At 63.3% G+C, this 15046-nt stretch carries 11 protein-coding genes; 2 read left to right on the top strand and 9 right to left on the bottom strand.

Features of this window, described 5'->3' with window-relative positions; all coding sequences use genetic code 11:
* The first annotated feature begins 111 nt into the window (after positions 1-111).
* Positions 112-2256: a dipeptidyl-peptidase 5 gene (locus AC0Z42_RS14905; protein ID WP_485468987.1), complete on the top strand. Its 2145-nt coding sequence runs from the start codon at positions 112-114 to the stop codon at positions 2254-2256.
* A gap of 30 nt (positions 2257-2286) precedes the next feature.
* On the opposite strand, the gene AC0Z42_RS14900 is transcribed toward AC0Z42_RS14905, so the two are convergent.
* From AC0Z42_RS14900 to AC0Z42_RS14875, 6 genes are all read right to left on the bottom strand, one after another.
* Complete coding sequence (locus AC0Z42_RS14900) at positions 2287-3588, bottom strand: MFS transporter (protein ID WP_485468986.1); 1302 nt, start codon at positions 3586-3588, stop codon at positions 2287-2289.
* A 221-nt stretch (positions 3589-3809) separates the two neighbouring features.
* Positions 3810-4541 (bottom strand): BON domain-containing protein, encoded by a 732-nt coding sequence (locus AC0Z42_RS14895; protein ID WP_485468985.1) that lies wholly within the window; start codon positions 4539-4541, stop codon positions 3810-3812.
* Positions 4542-4639: 98 nt separating this feature from the next.
* Positions 4640-5293: a hypothetical protein gene (locus tag AC0Z42_RS14890; RefSeq protein WP_485468984.1), complete on the bottom strand. Its 654-nt coding sequence runs from the start codon at positions 5291-5293 to the stop codon at positions 4640-4642.
* A 158-nt stretch (positions 5294-5451) separates the two neighbouring features.
* Entirely contained in the window at positions 5452-7170 is a 1719-nt protein-coding gene (locus AC0Z42_RS14885; RefSeq protein WP_485468983.1) for a dipeptidyl-peptidase 3 family protein, read from the bottom strand.
* Positions 7171-7220: 50 nt separating this feature from the next.
* Entirely contained in the window at positions 7221-8933 is a 1713-nt protein-coding gene (locus AC0Z42_RS14880; protein ID WP_485468982.1) for a methyl-accepting chemotaxis protein, read from the bottom strand.
* 127 nt (positions 8934-9060) lie between these two features.
* Positions 9061-9660, bottom strand: a complete 600-nt coding sequence (locus AC0Z42_RS14875) for a short chain dehydrogenase (RefSeq protein WP_485468981.1) — start codon at positions 9658-9660, stop codon at positions 9061-9063.
* Positions 9661-9762: 102 nt separating this feature from the next.
* Here AC0Z42_RS14875 and AC0Z42_RS14870 point away from each other — a divergent pair, with 102 nt between their 5' ends.
* The gene (locus AC0Z42_RS14870) at positions 9763-10668 is read left to right on the top strand and encodes a LysR family transcriptional regulator (RefSeq protein WP_485468980.1); all 906 of its coding nucleotides are present in this window, start codon (positions 9763-9765) and stop codon (positions 10666-10668) included.
* A 10-nt stretch (positions 10669-10678) separates the two neighbouring features.
* On the opposite strand, the gene AC0Z42_RS14865 is transcribed toward AC0Z42_RS14870, so the two are convergent.
* The 3 genes from AC0Z42_RS14865 to AC0Z42_RS14855 are packed head-to-tail and all read right to left on the bottom strand — an operon-like array spanning position 10679 to position 14978.
* The gene (locus tag AC0Z42_RS14865) at positions 10679-12139 is read right to left on the bottom strand and encodes an efflux transporter outer membrane subunit (protein WP_485468979.1); all 1461 of its coding nucleotides are present in this window, start codon (positions 12137-12139) and stop codon (positions 10679-10681) included.
* 40 nt (positions 12140-12179) lie between these two features.
* On the bottom strand, positions 12180-13778 hold the full coding sequence (locus AC0Z42_RS14860) for a DHA2 family efflux MFS transporter permease subunit (protein ID WP_485468978.1): 1599 nt from the start codon (positions 13776-13778) through the stop codon (positions 12180-12182).
* A gap of 6 nt (positions 13779-13784) precedes the next feature.
* On the bottom strand, positions 13785-14978 hold the full coding sequence (locus AC0Z42_RS14855; RefSeq protein WP_485468977.1) for an HlyD family secretion protein: 1194 nt from the start codon (positions 14976-14978) through the stop codon (positions 13785-13787).
* Positions 14979-15046 lie beyond the last annotated feature (68 nt).

Here is a 15046-nt window from a genome sequence, read left to right as displayed (position 1 = left end):
GCCATGGTCGCGCACCACAGCCATGGTAAGTAACGGTTCATCTGCTTGGCATACAGCAAACCGATGGGCAATAATATTGCTCGTCGTAACTTTCAACCCAGGATCCCGCTCATGACATCACCCCGTCTTCGCCGTTCCCTCGCCTCCCTGCTGATCGCAGCGGCCTGTGCCTCGCTTGCCCACGCCGCCGCACCAGCGGCTGCCGCCCCGGCCGCAGCCACCCAATCGGCCAAACACGCCATCACGCATGAAGACGTATGGCTGATGAAACGGCTCGGCGCACCGGTTGCCAGTCCCGATGGCAAGTGGGCCGTGTTTGCCGTGGTCGATGCCGCCTACGACAGCAAGGAGCAATGGTCGGACCTGTGGATCAAGTCGCTGACCGACGACAGCGCGCCGCGCCGCCTGACCTTTTCCAAGGGTGGCGAAAGCGCGGTGGCCTGGTCGCCGGACAGCCGCCAGCTGGTGTTCGTGGCGCGCCGCGATGGCGACGAGGCCGGCCAACTCTATCGCCTGGACGTGGTGGCCGGCGGCGAGGCACAGCGCCTGACGAGCTTGACGATGGGCGCGCGCATGCCGAAATGGAGTCCGGACGGCAAGCAGTTGCTGTTCATCAGCGATATCTATCCCGGCAACAAGAGCGAAGCGGACGTGAAGCAAAGCGCGAAAGAACGCAAGGAACGCAAGTACAGCGCGCGCTCGTATGAAACCACGGCGCCGCGCTATTTCGACAAATGGCTGACCGACAAGCAGGTGCGCCTGTTTGTGATCGATACCGAGGCAGCCACTACCCCGCGTGACATTCTTTCTGGCTCGCAACTGGTCACCCTGCCCGGCTTTGGCGGTGGCCAGGGCGATGAAGGCCAGTCGCTCGACGCCATCTGGACACCGGACGGCAAAGGCGTGGTCTTCAACGCCGCCACCAACCGCGATGCGGCCCAGCGCGCCGCCACCTATTCCCAGCTGTACCTGGTGCCGGCGGCAGGCGGCGAGCCGCAGAAGTTGACGCAGGACCAGCGCAGCTATGGCTCGCTGAAATTTTCCGCCGACGGCAAGACCCTGTTCACCCTGACCGATGCCGAAACGCCGGGCAAGGTCTACGACGTGAAACGCCTGGCCAGCTTTGCCTGGCCGCTGGTCAATCCGGCACCGGCAATTTTGACAGACAAGCTGGACCGTTCGATCTCGCGCTTCGTGCTGCCCGACGGCGGCAAGCGGGTCATTTTCAGCTACGAACATGCGGGCCTGGAAAAACTGTATTCGATGGACGTGAAAGGCGGCGACGTGCGCGACGAGCCATCCTTGGCGACGGGCAGCATCAGCTCGCTCAGCAGCGGCGGCAAGGCGCTGGTCGGCGTGTGGGAGTCCAGCATCAACCCGCCGGAAATCTATGCTTTCAATGGCAAGCAGCCGAAACGGCTGACCGCCTTCAATACCGAAAAAGCCGGCAAGATCGATTGGCAGGCGCCCGAGCACTTCTGGTTCAAGACGGCCGATGGCCGCCAGATCCACAATATGATCGTCAAGCCGGCCGATTTCGATCCGGCCAGGAAGTACCCGCTGTTTACCGTGATTCACGGCGGCGCAGCGAGCATGTGGCGCGACCAATTCGTGCTGCGCTGGAACTATCACCTGCTGGCCAAGCCTGGCTATATCGTGCTGCTGACCGACTACAAGGGTTCCACCGGCTACGGCGAGGAGTTTGCCCGTTCGATCCAGTTCGACCCATTGAAAGGGCCGGCCGACGAGATCAACCAGGGCGTCGATGAGGCGATCAAGAAATACCCGTTTATCGACAGCACGAAACTGGCGGCCGGCGGCGCCAGCTACGGCGGCCACCTGGCCAACTGGCTGCAGGCCACCACCACCCGCTACAAGGCGATCGTCTCGCATGCGGGCGAAATGGACCTGATCATGCAATGGGGCACCAGCGACGGCGGCTTTGGCCGTGAAGTCAATGCTGGCGGCCCGGTCTGGTCCGACCTGCCTGTGTGGCGCGATCAAAGCCCGATCATGCAAGCTGGCAATCATGAAAAAGGCACGGGCTTCAAGACGCCCATCCTGATCAGCGTGGGCGAACTCGACTACCGCGTGCCGGCCAATAATGCGCTGATGAACTTTGCCGTGCAACAGCGCCTGAACGTGCCAGCCAAGCTGCTGGTGTTCCCGGACGAAAACCACTGGATCATGAAGGGCGAGAACAGCCGCTTCTTCTACAGTGAAGTCGAAGGCTGGCTGTCGAAATACCTGAACTGATCGCCAGCCGCTTTATCGCAAGCCAGCCGCTTATGCAGGGCTGGCTTTTTTTACGTCCGCCAGTACTGCCCGCTGGCGCGCAATCGCCAGCACCATCAATGCCGCCACCAGGCAGGCGGCGCCAGCCGCGAACAGGGCCGGGTTGTAGGTCAGCATCAGGGTGCGGATGCGGCCGGCGCCATAAGCGGCCACGGCGGCGCCCAGCTGGTGGCCGGCGAAGATCCAGCCGAACACCATGCCCGCGCGCTCCTTGCCAAACGTGGCGCCCACCAGTTTCACGGTCGGCGGCACGGTGGCGATCCAGTCCAGGCCATAGAACATGGCAAACAGCGACAGGCCGTACAGGGTGAACTCCGAATACGGCAGCCAGAACAGCGACAGGCCGCGCAGGCCGTAGTACCAGAACAGCAGCTTGCGGTTGTCATAGCGGTCCGACAGCCAGCCGGACAATATGGTGCCGAACAGGTCGAACGCCCCCATCATGGCCAGCACGGACGCGGCCGGCACGGCGGACAGCCCCGAGTCGCCGCAAAGGGAAATGAAGTGCGTCTGGATCAGGCCGTTGGTGCTCAGGCCGCAGATAAAGAAGGTGGCGAACAGTATCCAGAAGGTACGGTGGCCGGCCACGCTGCGCAGGATCAGAAATGGCGTGGCAAAGGTCATTTTCGCCGTCGCCGGCGCAGCCAACGGGCTAGCCGGATCGGCACCATAAGCGCGCAAGCCGACGTCTTGCGGACGGTTGCGCATGCAGAAAAACGCCAGCACGGCCACCAACGCGCAGCTGGCAAACACCGGCAGGACGGCCATGCGCCAGCCCATGTGTTCGATCAGCCAGGCGCCGACCGGCAGGAACAGCAATTGCCCGGTGGCCGAGCTGGCAGTCAGCACGCCCACCACCAGCCCGCGGTGGGTGTCAAACCAGCGGTTGGCCACCACCGCGCTCAGCACCAGCGCCGTCATGCCCGAACCCAGGCCCAGCAAGATGCCCCACAGCGCCACCAGGTGCCAGAACTGCGTCATGCGCGTGGCCAGCAGCATGCCGCAAGCGATCAGGCCCAGCGCCACGCAGATGATATTGCGCAGGCCAAAGCGCTCCATCAGGATGGCCGCGAACGGCCCCATCAGGCCAAACAGCACGAAGCGCACCGCCAGCGCCGACGATATCTGTTCCACGTCCCAGCCGAATTCGCGGCTCAAGGGTTGCAGCAGTGCACCGGGCAGGCCCAGCGCGGCGGACGAAGTCAGGGCGGTCAGAAAAGTAATGGCAACGATCACCCACGCAAAGTGGATGCCGCGCCGCGCCAGCCATTGCGATACTGGAAGGGAAAGCATGTGGACCTCATGAAATACAGGGCGCCGGATGGTAGGTGGATTTCATGATATATGACGATCGTAATTTATACAATCAAAATAAAAGCGCCACTTCAGGCGCCGGAGTACACAGCGGAAACCTGGGGTCAGACGGGGACGCCTAGTCCCGGCGGGGTAATACGTCCCAATGGGACGTATTACGATCGCGCAGCGACTGACCCCGGACTTTCGCTGCAACTTGGTTACTTCACTTTCAAGCCATTCTTCACATCCGTCACGCCTTCCACGCTGCGCGCCATGTCGGCCGCTTTCTGCACTTGCGCCTGCGACGGCACGAAGCCGCTCAGCGAGACGACGCCGTTGACGGTTTCCACGTGCACGTCCATCGCTTTGAGGTCATCATCGCGCACCAGGTCGGCCTTGATCTTGGTGGTGATGACCGTGTCGGCCACCACGTTCTTGGTGCTGCCGGCGGCGTTGCGCGCCACGCAAGCGGTCTTGTCGCCAGCATCCATGTTGTCGCAGTTTTCGCGGTTGGCAGGCGCAGCGTTCTGCGCCACGTTGGTGCCGGCTGCCGCGCCCGTATTGGCGTCGGCCAGGGAGGCGCGCTGTTTCGACCTGGCGTCGGTCATGCAACTGGTTTTGTCGGCGCCGGTGCGGTCGCCGCAGCGGGCCTTGGCCAAGTCATATTCGGCATCGGCCACGTCCTTGCGGGCCTTGCCCAGTTCGCGCGGCGTGTTGCGGTGCTGGGCCACGGCGTCAGATTCGGCCTTGGCGCGCGCCACCTTGGCTTCTTCCACGCAGACTTTTTTGGCATTGCCGGACTGCGCGTCACAGGCAGCCTTGGCCTGCTTGTAGGTGGCCGCCGCCTGGTCGGTCAGCGATTTATAGGAGGTATCTTGTGCATACGCCGGTGCGGCGGCAAGCAGGGCACTGGCGCTGGCGGCCAGCACGAAGGAGAGCATTTTGTTCATGATGGGTCCTCTCGGTTTGGTTGATGCCCCGATTAAATCCCTGTCGCGCACAAACCTCTGTGCGACAACGCACCCTGTTCAGGCTTACCGATGAGAAACTAGCGAGCTGCCAGGCCCTGGCGCCACAGCACTCCGGCCTGCTCGAACGGCGTGGCGTCCACTGCAAAAGCGGCGCGCTCACCCGCCAGCGCCAGCCAGGCCCGGGTGTCATGCGAGCCGCCTGCCTGGCGCACCGAACGCATCCAGCCCAGCACCTCCGGGTAATGGTCACGGTGGCGCGCGTGCATCCAGGCCAGCGCCACCAGATCGGCATAGCCTTCTTCGCGGCGCGTTTCGGTTTGTTCGCGCAGATCGCTGCGGGTACTGCCGCGCTCGACAAAACCGCGTGGCAAGGCATGCCAGTCTCCCTGCACATAGCGCTGGCAGTGGCCGATCTCGTGCGCCGCCATCGCTTCGATCATCAGGCCGTGGCGCTGCGCTGGCACGCCCTGCAGCACCGCTTCGACCTGCGCATTGCCACGCATCGACAGCACCAGCTTGCAGCGCCCACCCTCGAAACCAAGCGCCAGCGGCACGCTGCCCTGCGCGTCCTGCGGCTGGACCACGATATCGAGCGGCAAGCCTTGCTCGCGCGCATAGTGGACCACGGGCGCGGCCGCTTTCAGCCAGCGCGTTTCCAGCGGACTCAGGGCAGAAGAAGCAAGGGCGGGGGCAGATAGCAGCAGACTCAGCAACGGAAGCAATTTCAACATGGGCTGTACAGTCATCAAGGCGGGAGATTGAAACTGCAGAGTAAAACAAAAAAATATTTCCACAAGGAAAAAGTAGCAACTTTCCCGGAAAAAAACACGAAAAAAAGCCGGCGCGATGGCCGGCTTCAGATACTGACTACAGTTCGCGCTGCAACTGTTTATTGTTTGGCCCTGGCTGCCTGATCGAGCGCACGCGCGGTGACGAACTCGGGACGGATATCGTTGGGCACGGCTTTCATCTTGTCCAGTGCCACCTGTACTTCCGGCCGTATCACCACGTATTTCGCCATCAGGGCTTTCGCGCGTGCATAGTCGCCGGTTGCCTCGATGGTCAGAAATTCACGGTCCAGGTCGATCACGGCCTGCTTGATCTTGCCAAAATCCACGCCGAACCTGCCGTCACCCAGGGACACAAATCCGCCCTTGTCGAGGATGTAGTTCATCTGGATCGCCATGCCGCGCGCATGCGAATCGGTCAGACCGAAATGCAGGGTGCGAAAACCCGAGGCCAGGAAAGTGTTGTACAGCTTGCGCTCGGCCAGTTCGCCCTGCCCCAGCGTGTCGTTCAGCTGCCCCTTGTCCATCATGTAGCGCAGCGCAAACAGGCCGGTGATATCGGCCTTGGCTTCCTCGATGGTGGAATAGGTTTCCTTCAGGTCCTGGCGCGGCGTCGAGGCCTTGCCATCGATTTTGGTAGCATGCGGGCCCAGGCCATGCATGATTTCATGCGCGAGAATATGCGTGAAGAAGGAATTGAAGTCGACGTCCTGCTGCGCTTCGGGTGCCAGCACCAGCTTCGAGATCGGCGTCAGGGTGGCCTGGAACTTGGCTTCCTGCACGTTTTTCAGCATCACGCGCTTCGAGCCGCGCGCGCTGATGATGCGCTCGTCGTTCGGCAGGTTGTAGGCTGCCGTCTGCACCGCCATATTGCCGTCGCCGGCGCCATACACCTGGTTGACCACCACCATCGGCGCCAGCGCGCCTACCTTGGGGTTGCGGTATTGCGCGTCCAGCGGCAGGTTGTCTTCCAGCTCCTGCATGTGCCGGGCAAAAAAGTTCAGCTTCTGCGTTTCGGCCTGGTCGCGGATATTCACATACGCTTCAAACGCGGCCTTGTAGCCGAACAGCTCGTCGTTATAGGTTTCGTACGGGCCGATGGTGATGTCGACCGGCGAATCGAGGTCCATCCAGGCAAAGTCGGACGGCAGGTAGTCGTTGTCAAGAAATGCCTTGGCGCGCAGGGTGAGGAATTTTTTCAACGACGCGTTGTCGGTGGCGGCCGCCGCTTGGTCCAGCAGCTTGGCCAGCTGGGTCAGCTCGACTTTGTACTCGTCCGAATACTTGACGGTGGCGTACTTGCCGTCCTTGCCGGCGCGTATGGTCGTGAAGAACCATTGCGCCTGCTGTTTTTCATCAGGCGACAAGCCGTTCATCCAGCTTTCCAGCGAGGCCTTGGTGGCGCCCTGCGGATAGAAATTGCCCGCTTCGGGTTTATGGGCCGGAATCGCGATGCCGGCATAGTTTGCTGGCATGAACGAGGCATGGCCGTCGAGCACCGACCAGGGTCCCTTGTTGATCCAGAAATAGTTCAGGCGGGCCTGGCCCAGCGCGGACTTGTCTTTTTTTAACGCCGCCCACAGCGCTTCATTGCCGGACCAGCGCTGGCGCAGCTGCAGCACGTCGACCAGTTTGGCTGATTCGACCAGCCTGGCGATGGCCTGGCGGTCGCCGGCCGACAAATGACTGGTATCGGCCGTCAGCGCGACCGGCGCATAGCGCGCGCTCATGGCGGACAGTTGCGTGACAGTGGCTGGGGTGGCGGCGCAGGCGCTGCCGACGGCAACGGCCATCAGCAGCGGGAACAGAATGTGTTTCATGTGAACCTCGGCAAGACTATTGTGAGGCCCACATTGTATGCGAGCGCCGCTTAAAATTCTTCCCAGGCCTCGTCTGCCGACGCCTTCGAAGCCAGCTTTTTCGCTGCCGGCTTGGCTGCCGGCCTCACTTGCGGCTTGCTGGCCGCCACCACAGCCTTGCGCACTGGCTGCGCTGCCGGCATCGGCACCTGGGCATCATCAAGCTTGAAGATGCTGACTACCTGCGACAGGCTGCCGGCCTGCTCTTCCAGCGAAGCGGCGGCCGAGGCCGACTCTTCCACCAGCGCCGCATTCTGCTGCACCACTTGGTCCATCAGGCCGATCGCCTGGTTCACCTGCTCGATGCCGGACGACTGCTCGCGCGTGGCCACGCTGATCTCGCCCATGATGTCGGTCACGCGCTTGACGCTGTCGACGATGTCCTGCATGGTCGCACCCGCTTCATCGACCAGGCGCGCGCCCGTGTCGACTCTCTCGACCGAGTCATCGATCAGCGACTTGATTTCCTTGGCGGCCTGGCTGGAACGCTGGGCCAGGCTGCGCACTTCGGTAGCGACGACGGCAAAGCCGCGGCCCTGCTCGCCAGCGCGCGCCGCTTCGACGGCCGCGTTCAGCGCCAGGATATTCGTCTGGAAGGCAATGCCGTCGATCACGCCGATAATGTCGACAATCTTTTTCGACGACTCATTGATGGCGGCCATGGTCTGCACCACCTGCGCCACCACGGCGCCGCCCTTGACCGCCACGCTTGATGCCGACATCGCCAGCTGGTTAGCCTCGATGGCGTGCTCGGCGTTCTGCTTGACGGTGCCGGTCAGTTGCTCCATCGAGGTGGCGGTTTCCTCGATCGAGCCGGCTTGCTGCTCGGTGCGGTTCGACAAATCGAGGTTGCCGGCGGCGATTTCGCGCGAATTGGTGGCGATGGTCTGCGTGCCGGTACGTACCTGGCTGACGATGGCCACCAGGCTGTCGCGCATGCCGCGCATGGCGTACAGCAGGCTGGCGCGGTCGTTCGGCTGCGTCGTGATGGTCACTGCCAGGTTACCGGCGGCAATTTCGCCGGCGATGGCGGCCGCGTAGTCCGGCTCGCCACCGAGCTGGCGCAGCAGGCCATGGCTGATGCGCCAGGCGGCGACCGTGCCGATGGCGATCGCCCCCAGGCACAGCAGCACCATGAAGAAGAAAAAGCTGCGCGCCACGGTGCTGGCGCTGTCGGCCTGTTCGCGGCTCATCTTTTCTTCCAGGTCGATCAGCTGGTTGACCGAAGCGAGCCAGCCAGTAAAGGCGACGGCCCCCTGCTGCTGCAGCAAGGCGGTGGCGCCGGCCACATCGTCGGCCAGGCGCAATTGAATCACCTTGGCGATAATCGGCTGGGCCTTCGCTTCGCTGGCCTTGATGCCAGCCAGCGCCGTGCGCTCCGCTTCGGTCACATCCTTGCCGCTGCCGATGATCTGATCGAGCGGCGTGGCGGCCTGGGCGTAATTGGCGGCCAGCGTTTCGATGCGCGCAACTTCCGTCCTGGCTGCAGCGGCGTCGGCCGCCAGCACCACGTCGCGCAGGGCGATTGCGCGGTCATGCACGCTGCCGCGGAAATTGATCGCATGGCGCTGCTTGACGTTGTTGACGTCGCTGATACTGGTGAGAATGGCGTCGATCTTTTGCACCCGGTTGATGCCGAGTGCGGTAACGATGATCAGCAGCAGCAGGACCAGGCCAAATCCCGTATAAAGCCGTGTGCTGATTTTGGTGCTTTGCATATCCATTCATCCATGAAAGTGTCCAAACTCATCATCACCATGATGTTGACATTTGGAAATAAAAGTTAATTTATCATGAATGGCGCCAGCCTGCCTGAGGCCGCTCAAAAGCAGCCGCTTTTACGTCTGAACCCTACCACACACGGTAGACCTGGCCCGTCTGCGCGCCCTCCACGCTGCGCCGGTAGGCCAGCGCCACCCGGCTGGCGGCGGCCGGCTCGAAGCCCGGGAAAAACGAGCCGTAGGCGGCCAGCGATTCCTGCAGCACGGTGGGGCTGACCACGTTGATGCGCATGCCGCGCGCCAGTTCGATGGCGGCGCCGCGCACAAAGCCTTCCACTGCCGCGTTGGTCATGCTGGCGGCCGCGCCGTTGCGGATGGGCTGCTCGGCCACGATGCCGCTGGTGAGCGTGATCGAGCCGCCATCGTTCAAATATTGCTGCGCCACCAGGGCCACGTTGACTTGTCCCATCAGCTTGCTTGCCAGACCCACTTGAAACTGTTCCGGTGTCAGCCCGGCCAGCGGACCGAAATGCAGCTTGCCTGCCGTCACCACCACCGCGTCGACCTTGCCGATGCGCGCGAACAACTCGCGCACCTGGGCGATATCGCCCATGTCGGCCTGATGGGCGCCGCTGCGGCTGCCCACTTCGATGATCTCGTGATTCTGGCCGAGTTCGCTGACGACGGCCGAACCGATGGTGCCGCTGGCGCCGATAATGATGATTTTCATGATGCTGTCCTGGCTGGTTGGAATACAGCCAGTATGCGCCGCACTTGCCGCACGATAAATACGCTACCATTTACAGGATCAAGAACTCAGGGTTTGCAATCAATGGACAAGCTGCGCAGCATGGAGGTGTTTGTCGCCGTGGTCGATGCAGGCAGCCTGAGCGCGGCCGCCGAGGCATTTCGCATCTCGCCCGTGATGGTGGGCAAACATGTCAGCTACCTGGAAGCGCTGCTGGGCGCAAAGCTGCTGGTGCGCACCACGCGGCGCCAGCACCTGACGGAAATCGGTGCGCAGTACCTGGAACAGTGCCGGCAGATCCTGGCGCAGGTGCAGGCCGCCGAAACAGGTGCCGAAGCCATGCGCGCGGCGCCGCGCGGCAAGCTGAAGATCACGGCGCCCGTGTCGTTCGGCAGCGAATGCCTGGCGCCGCTGCTGGCCGACTACCTGGACACTTATCCGGAAGTGAGCCTGGAGCTGAACCTGAACGACCGCCTGGTCGACTTGCTGGAAGAAGGGGTAGACGCGGCCATCCGCATCGGCAAGCTGGACGATTCGAACATGGTGGCGCGGCCCTTGCGGCCATATGCGATGGTGATCTGCGCCGCGCCCGCCTACCTGGAAAAGCATGGCGTGCCGCACACGCCGGACGACCTGGCGCGGCATGAATGCCTGGACTTCATGCAGTGGGCGCGCCATCTGCGCTGGCGCTTGAATGGAAAAGAAGGCGCCAGGGAGGAAAGCCGCTTCCGCTCGAACAACGGCCAGGCGCTGCGCGTGGCGGCCCTGCATGGCTTCGGCATCGTCATGCAGGCAGAGATTTTGATGGCTGGCGATATCGCCGCCGGACGGCTGCTGCCGATCCTGGCCGGCTATGTGCCGCCGGCGCGGCCCATGCATTTGCTGTATCCGCGCGACCGCCAGCCGACGCCGAAGCTGACAACCTTGATTGAACTTGTTTTGCAACGCTACGGGCCGGCGGCGACACCGCCGCCGGCCACGCTCACGTAAACAGTCGGCCTCAGTTACTGACAACCTTGGCCAGGTCGCCCTGCGGCTGCCAGCCGGCGCCCAGCGTGCGGGCCACGGCGACGGTCGCCAGCAGGCGCTGGGTCTTGATCTGCACGGCGGCGCGGTCGGCCGCCAGCGAGCTGCGCTGGGCGTCGGTGACGTCGAGGTAGTTCGACACGCCGCGCTCGTAGCGCGTGCGCGCCACCAGGTAGGCGCGCGCCGCCGCTTCTTGCGACAGCGCCTGGGCGTCACCCTGCAACTGGCGCTGCTCGACGTCCGACAAGGCGTCTTCCACTTCGCGCAGGGCCGTCAGCAATTTTGTTTCATGGTTGGCCAGCGCTTCGTTGTAGCGCGCTTTCGACAAATCGAGGTTGGCCTGGTTGCGGCCACCGTCAAAGATCGGCAGCGACAGCGCCAATGGCCCCACGCTGAACTGGCGCGAACCGCCCTGCGCCAGGTCACGCAGCTTTTCCGAGGCAAAGCCGAAATTGCCCGTCAGTTGCAGCGACGGATAGAACGCGCCTTCGGCCACGCCCACTTGCGCATTGAAGGCGCGCAGGCCGGCCACGCTGGAGACCAGGTCCGGACGGTGCGACAGCAGGCTCGCCGGCAGGCCGACCGGGATCATCGGCGGCTGCGGCAAGGCGGCCGGATCGCTGGCCGATGGCAATTGCATTGCCGCCGGCGCCTTGCCGGTCAAGGTGGCCAGGCTGTTTTCCAGCTGGTTGCGCTGGCGTTTGACTTCGTGCAGGTCGGCCTGGGCGTTCTGCAGTTCGACTTTTGCGCGCGCCAGGTCCAGCTCATTGGTCAGGCCTGCGTTGAAGCGCGCCTCGACCAATTGCAGCGATTCGCGGCGGGTGTCCAACGCACCGTTCAGTATCGTCATTTCCGCGTCCAGGCCACGCAGCTGCCAGTAGTTGCTGGCCACTTGCGCCGACAGCATCTGCAGCACGCCGTCGCGGTCGGCCTGCGAGGCCAGCACTTGCGCGTCGGCCGCTTCGACCATGCGTTTCACGCGGCCCAGCAAATCGATTTCATATGACAGCGAGCCGCCGACGGAAAAGTTGTTGCCGCTGATCGAGCGGTTGCCCAGCGCCAGACCCTGCGAGGTATTGGCCGAGGTGCGCGAGTTCGAAATGCCGGTGCTCAGGTTCACGTTCACGCCCTGGTTGGCGCGCGCCGTGCCGCTTTGCGCCAGCGCCTGCAGCAATCGTTCGCCGGCCGCTCTCACGCTGGGGTTGTCGCGCAGCGCGCTTTGTTCCAGCCGGTTCAGGGTGTCGTCGCCGAACACGCTCCACCAGTCGGCCGGCAGTTGCGCGGCGTCTGCCGTGCCAGCGCCATGGCGGAACGTGGCCGTATCGATGCCGGCCACGTTGGCGGGCGCCTTGAAGTCCTGGCCCACGGTGCCGCAGGCGGAAAGCAGCACGGCCAGCGAGGCTGCGGCGGCGATTTTGCTCATAACTGTATTCATGATGTGTACCTTCTTGTTCTTGAGGAGCTTGCGCAAACGATCAATGACCGCCGCCACCGCCACCGGGAGCTTTGAGTTTGTCGGCCAGCCACAGCGGCACGATGCAAGCGATCAGTATCACGCCGACCAGGAAAAAGCCGTCGTTGTAGGCCATCACATACGCTTCGCGGCGCACGATGCCGTCGATCGCCTGCAAGGCCTGGTTGCCGGCCGTGACCGGATCGAAACCCTTGGCCATGAACGATGACGTCAGCTGGTCGATGCGCAACTGCGTGGCGCTGGAAAACGCGTTGATCGCTTCGCCCAGGCGCTGCGAATGAAAATGCTCGCGGGTGCTGAGCGCCGTGGCCAGCAGCGCGATGCCGATCGAGCCGCCCAGGTTGCGCGTCATGTTGAACAGGCTGGAGGCCGACGCCATGTCTTTCGGCGCGATGCCCTTCATGGCGAAGTTCGACAGGGTCAGCATCACGAAAGGCTGGCCCAGCGCGCGCACCACCTGCGACCACAGCAGCTGGTCATAACCGGTACTGGCATCCATATAGGCGTTCATCAGGCACGAGCCGCCGAACAGCAAGAGGCCGAACGAACACAGGATGCGGTTGTCGACCACCGACGATAATTTCGCCACGAACGGCATGATGAACAGCTGCGGCAAGCCCACCCACATGATGACTTCACCGATCTGCATCGGCGAATAGCCGGCGATCTGGCCCAGGAACAGCGGCAGCAAAAAGGCCGAGCCGTACAGGCCCATGCCCGTCACCGCCGACAGCAGGGTCGCGACGAGGAAATTGCGCTGGCTGTACAGGCCCAGGTTGACGAACGGTTCGGCGCGCGTCGCGCTGGTGACCACCCAGCCCAGGAGGCCCGTGATCGCCAGCGCGGCAAAGGTGATGATGAAGCCGGAATCGAACCAGTCTTTCGAGTTGCCCTCTTCCAGGAAAATCGTCAGGCAACCGAGGCCCAGCGCCATGAAGAAGATGCCTAGCCAGTCGGCCTTCCAGAACAGCTTCAGGTTGGTCGGCTCGCGGTCAAGGCCATAGATCATGCCGACGATCAGCAGCGCGCCCGGCACCCAGTTGATATAGAAGATCGATGGCCAGCCATACAGTTCGCTCAGGTAGCCGCCCAGGGTCGGGCCCATGGCCGGCGCCAGAGTGGCCGTCAGGCCGAAAATCGCCATGCCGGTGGCGCGCTTCGACGGCGGCAGCTTGAGCATCACCAGCGTGAACGCCATCGGGATCAGGGCGCCGCCCGTGAAGCCCTGCAGCATGCGGAACACGATCATGCTTTCCAGGTTCCAGGCGGTGCCGCACAGGGTGGAAAACAGCAGGAAGAACGAGGTGGTGCCGATCATGTAGCCGCGCAGGCTGAACACGCGTGCCAGCAGCGCGGTGAGCGGAATGACGATGATTTCGGCCACCAGATAGGCAGTGGAAATCCACGAACCTTCTTCCTGGGTAGCCGACAGCGAACCCAGGATATCCTTCAGCGAAGAGTTGGTGATCTGGATGTCGAGCACCGCCATGAAGGCGCCCAGCATGCCGGCGGCGACCGCCAGCCAGGTGCGCCCGGAGACTTTGTCGTCAAGCACGGGGAAGGCTGGCGGTTTCGCCAGCGTGGTTGTGGGGCTGCTCATGGGAATTTAGCGGGCGGCGTTGGCGGCCGGTGCGTTGGCAGGAGCGGCGGCGTGGCGCGCAGGCTGATTGTCAGGCTGGTTGATTTCCACTTCGGCGATCACCGACATGCCCGGCACCAGGCGGCCGTTCATGGCAGCGATATCCTTCGGCTGGAACACGATCTTGACCGGCACGCGCTGCACGATCTTGGTGAAATTGCCGGTGGCGTTATCGGCCGGCAGCAGCGCGAACTGGGCGCCCGAGGCTGGCGCAAAGCTGTCCACGGTACCGACCAGTTTCTTGCCCGGCATGGCATCGACCGACACATGCACGCTCTGGCCAGGGCGCAGGTCGGCCAGCTGGGTTTCCTTGAAGTTGGCGGTGACCCACACATTATTCTGCACGATGGCCGTCAATTGCTGGCCGGGCTGCACGCGCATGCCGGTTTCCACATTGCGCTTGCCGATGCGGCCGGCAACCGGGGCCAGGATCTTGTTGTATTGCAGCTGCTGTTCGGCGTCCTTCAACTGCACGCGCAGCACATCGACTTGCGCCTTGGCCACGTCGCGCGCAGCTTGCGCGGCGCCAATCTGGGCCTTGGCAGCGACGACGCTGTCGCGACGGGCGGCCAGGTCGGCCACGGCGCCGGAACGGGCGGCGTTGGCCGCGTCCAGTTCCGCTTTCGACACGGCTTTCATCTGGCTGGTGTACAGCTGGCCGAAACGCTCGGCATCCTGTTTCGTGCGCAGCAGCTGGGCATCGGCCTGGGCCACCTGGGCCTGGGCTGCGCTCGCTTGCGCCTTGACTTGCGCGATCTGCGCGTCGGCCTGCAGCACCTGCTGCTCGGCGCTGGCGATCTGGGCGGCGATCTGTTCGGTCTTCACGCGCTGGTCGAACGGATCGAGTTCGGCGATCACATCGCCCTCTTTCACGATCTGGTTGTCATCGATAAAGACCTTGGTGACGACGCCGGCAATGCGCGACGATACCGGGTGCACGTGGCCGGCCACATAGGCGTTTTCCGTTTCGACGAAATAGTGGCTGCGGTACCACATGCGGGCACCGGCGCCCAAGGCCACCAGCACGATCAGGCCGGCAATGATTTTCACGCGGTGATTCGGCGCGGCGGGGGCGGCAGCCGGCGCGGGAGCGATGCGGGCGGCCACTGGGCCTGCTGGTGGGACGCCGGATTGCTCGGCGGAACTGGACGGGGTGGGCATGCTGCGCTCCAAAATGAAATGATATAGGTTCATTATTGGACAAACAAATCCGCTTGTCAAGAAATGAA

The organism is Janthinobacterium sp. 1L-D-8-B-C4 (genome assembly GCF_057291295.1).
The sequence above is the reverse complement of the archived record's forward strand: the minus strand, read 5'-3'. Positions and strand labels throughout refer to the sequence as shown.

Bases quoted from the DNA above. Each gene is read 5' to 3' on its own strand.
- AC0Z42_RS14900 (WP_485468986.1), bottom strand. From the start codon at position 3,588: ATGCTTTCCCTTCCAGTATCGCAATGGCTGGCGCGGCGCGGCATCCAC.
- AC0Z42_RS14885 (WP_485468983.1), bottom strand. From the start codon at position 7,170: ATGAAACACATTCTGTTCCCGCTGCTGATGGCCGTTGCCGTCGGCAGC.
- AC0Z42_RS14870 (WP_485468980.1), top strand. From the start codon at position 9,763: ATGGACAAGCTGCGCAGCATGGAGGTGTTTGTCGCCGTGGTCGATGCA.
- AC0Z42_RS14875 (WP_485468981.1), bottom strand. From the start codon at position 9,660: ATGAAAATCATCATTATCGGCGCCAGCGGCACCATCGGTTCGGCCGTC.
- AC0Z42_RS14855 (WP_485468977.1), bottom strand. From the start codon at position 14,978: ATGCCCACCCCGTCCAGTTCCGCCGAGCAATCCGGCGTCCCACCAGCA.
- AC0Z42_RS14860 (WP_485468978.1), bottom strand. From the start codon at position 13,778: ATGAGCAGCCCCACAACCACGCTGGCGAAACCGCCAGCCTTCCCCGTG.
- AC0Z42_RS14880 (WP_485468982.1), bottom strand. From the start codon at position 8,933: ATGGATATGCAAAGCACCAAAATCAGCACACGGCTTTATACGGGATTT.
- AC0Z42_RS14865 (WP_485468979.1), bottom strand. From the start codon at position 12,139: ATGAATACAGTTATGAGCAAAATCGCCGCCGCAGCCTCGCTGGCCGTG.
- AC0Z42_RS14890 (WP_485468984.1), bottom strand. From the start codon at position 5,293: ATGTTGAAATTGCTTCCGTTGCTGAGTCTGCTGCTATCTGCCCCCGCC.
- AC0Z42_RS14905 (WP_485468987.1), top strand. From the start codon at position 112: ATGACATCACCCCGTCTTCGCCGTTCCCTCGCCTCCCTGCTGATCGCA.
- AC0Z42_RS14895 (WP_485468985.1), bottom strand. From the start codon at position 4,541: ATGAACAAAATGCTCTCCTTCGTGCTGGCCGCCAGCGCCAGTGCCCTG.